General features: G+C 62.9%; 2 protein-coding genes and 1 pseudogene. All 3 read left to right on the forward strand.

The features are described from left to right. A pseudogene (locus H928_RS33840) lies at positions 1–161 on the forward strand (fumarylacetoacetase); the annotation flags it as partial. A 128-nt stretch (positions 162–289) separates the two neighbouring features. Continuing rightward, positions 290–1,261, forward strand: a complete 972-nt coding sequence (locus H928_RS0123445; protein WP_021028677.1) for a tripartite tricarboxylate transporter substrate binding protein — start codon at positions 290–292, stop codon at positions 1,259–1,261. Between the two features lie 207 nt (positions 1,262–1,468). Continuing rightward, positions 1,469–2,170, forward strand: a complete 702-nt coding sequence (locus H928_RS0123450; protein WP_021028678.1) for a haloacid dehalogenase type II — start codon at positions 1,469–1,471, stop codon at positions 2,168–2,170. Positions 2,171–2,851: the final 681 nt, after the last annotated feature.

Genomic DNA, 2,851 nt, shown 5'->3' on the forward strand with positions numbered 1-2,851 from the left:
GGGGCGGCAAGCAGCCGCTGACCTTGCCCAATGGCGAGACCCGCACCTGGCTGGAAGATGGCGACGCCGTGGTGCTGCGCGGCTGGTGCGAACGGCCCGGTGCCGCCCGCATCGGCTTTGGCCCTTGCGAAGGCCAGATGCTGCCGGCGCGTACGCTGTAAGCGACAGCTGCCTGGCTGGGGGCAGGTGGACAATGCCACCAGGCCCCGGCCGGCGCCCGGCGCCCGGAGCCCGGCGCCCGTAGCCCGGTGCCACTGAGACAAAAAGATTAGCAACAGGAGACAACACCATGCCCACCCCTTTTTCCCTGCGCCAGCTGCTGGCTGCCGCCGCGCTGGCCTTGCCGGTCCTCGGCCACGCCGCCTACCCCGAGCGTCCCATTGAATGGGTCGTGCCCTATGCAGCGGGCGGCGGCTCCGATGTGGTCGCCCGCGTGGTGGCCGAGCCGATGGCCAAGGCCCTGGGCCAGTCCATCATCATCCTCAACAAGCCTGGCGCGGCCACCAATATCGGTGCCGATTACGCCGCGCGCGCCAAGCCCGATGGCTACACCCTGCTGACGGGTGACACCGGCACCCTGGCGGCCAATGCCTTTCTGTACCAAAAGCTCAGCTACAACGCCGAAAAGGACTTTGCGCCGGTGGGCATGCTGGTGCGCTTTCCGCTGATCTTGGTCGTCAACCCCAAGCTGCCGGTCAAGAACCTGGCCGAGTTCACCGCCTGGGCCAAGGCGCAGCAGGGTGGCGTCAGCTATGCAACGCCCGGCGCAGGCTCGCCCCACCACCTGGCGACCGAGATTTTCAAGGAGCAGCTCAAGCTGAGCCTGGTGCATGTGCCTTACAAGGGCGCAGCGCCTGCGGTGCAGGATGTGCTGGGCGGCCAGGTGCCCTTCATGTTTGTCGACTCGGTGGCCGGCTTCCAGAACATCCAGGCGGGCAAGCTGCGCGCCATTGGCATTGCAACGCCGCAGCGCTCCAAGGTGTTTCCGGATGTGCCCACCTTGGATGAGCAGGGGGTGAAGGGCTTTGAAGCCTATGCCTGGCAGGGCCTGGTGGTCCCCAAGGCTACGCCCGAAGACCGGGTGAACCGGTTGAGCGAGCAGCTGCAGGCCACCTTGAAGGACCCGGCCGTTGTCAAGCGCCTCGAAGACATGGGGCTGGAAGTGACGCCGACGGGCCGCAGCGAGATGGAGAAATTCCTCGTCACAGAGCGTAATAAACTGGGTCCCGTGATAAAAACCAACAATATTCAATTAGATTAGTTAAAAATTGTCGAATTGCGTTAAAATCGAAGCGCCAGTTGGTTAACCATTCGGGTTAAAAAAGTTAAGTCACCAAGCGCGATGTCCTAGACATCGCGCTTTTTTTGTGCCTGCGCTCTCAAAGAACCCTGGGCTGACGCCTGCGCGATAGGGCGCCTGCCCGTGCTGGCGCATGCTCGGCGGTGTTTTTTCTTTGTTGGAAACCCCATGGCTGCTGCGCTCCCCCAGATCTTGGCTTTTGACGTGTTTGGCACTGTGGTGGACTGGCACGGCAGCATCGCGCGCGAGATGGCCGAACGCTACCCCCAGGCCGATGGCGACGCCTTTGCACTGGCCTGGCGCAAGGGCTACCAACCGGCGATGGACCTGGTGCGCCAGGGCCAGCTGGGCTGGACGCGCATGGATGTGCTGCACCGCCGTATCCTGGACGGCATCCTGCCGCAGTTTGGGCTGGGCGGCATGCCCGAGGCCGAGCGCGCCGAGCTGAACCGGGTCTGGCACCGGCTGTTACCCTGGCCGGATGCCGTTGCCGGCCTGCAGCGGCTCAAAAGCCGCTTTGTCATTACGCCGCTGTCCAACGGCAATATTGCCTTGCTGACCTACATGGCCAAGAACGCCGGGCTGCCCTGGGATTGTGTGCTGTCGGCGGAAGTTTTTCAGGCTTACAAGCCCGACCCCCGGGCGTATCTGGGTGTGGCGGATGTTTTTGGGGTGGAGCCTGCCTCGGTGATGCTTGTCGCTGCGCATCACAGTGATTTGGCGGCGGCTCGGGGGTGTGGGTTGCAGACGGCGTATATCCAGCGGCCCCATGAATACGGGGCCAACCAACCCAAAGATGTAACCCCCCAACCAAACAACACCTACCACTGCAGCAGCATCCTTGACTTAGCCGATCAGCTGGGGTGTTGAGTTCTTGTGCTGTTTTGGAGTTTGGACTGTTAATCGTGCGGAGGCGCCGATATAGGGCCTGATCCTTCGTTGCGCAGGCTTGCCGTACAGGCGTACTGTCTGCGCCTGCGACGCCTCGTCTCAAGCCCTATCTCGGCGTTGGGGTGGTGGGTTGGGCGCTGCGCTTGCTTCTTGGGCTCGCTCCGGCATACCGTTTGATCCCATGTGATGCTTGGGGCTGGTGTTGTTTTGAGTTTTGGGCTGTTGATCGTGCGGGGGCGCCGATATAGGGCCTGATCCTTCGTTGCGCAGGCTTGCCGTACAGGCGTACTGTCTGCGCCTGCGACGCCTCGTCTCAAGCCCTATCTCGGCGTTGGGGTGGTGGTGTGGGCGCTGCGCTTGCTTCTTGGGCTCGCTCCGGCATACCGTTTGATCCCATGTGATGCTTGGGGCTGGTGTTGTTTTGAGTTTTGGGCTGTTGATCGTGCGGGGGCGCCGATATAGGGCCTGATCCTTCGTTGCGCAGGCTTGCCGTACAGGCGTACTGTCTGCGCCTGCGACGCCTCGTCTCAAGCCCTATCTCGGCGTTGGGGTGGTGGGTTGGGCGCTGCGCTTGCTTCTTGGGCCCGCTCCGGCATACCGGTTGATGGCTGGTGGTGGCTGGGGGGGGCGGGGGGGGTTCAGCTGTGTTTCAACGAAAAA

Origin of the sequence: Comamonas sp. B-9 (assembly GCF_000410635.1) — a bacterium.
Lineage (GTDB): Bacteria > Pseudomonadota > Gammaproteobacteria > Burkholderiales > Burkholderiaceae_C > Comamonas.

What these genes read in the sequence shown, in the direction of transcription:
- H928_RS0123445 (WP_021028677.1), top strand. Translation starts at nt 290, where the DNA reads ATGCCCACCCCTTTTTCCCTGCGCCAGCTGCTGGCTGCCGCCGCGCTG.
- H928_RS0123450 (WP_021028678.1), top strand. Translation starts at nt 1,469, where the DNA reads ATGGCTGCTGCGCTCCCCCAGATCTTGGCTTTTGACGTGTTTGGCACT.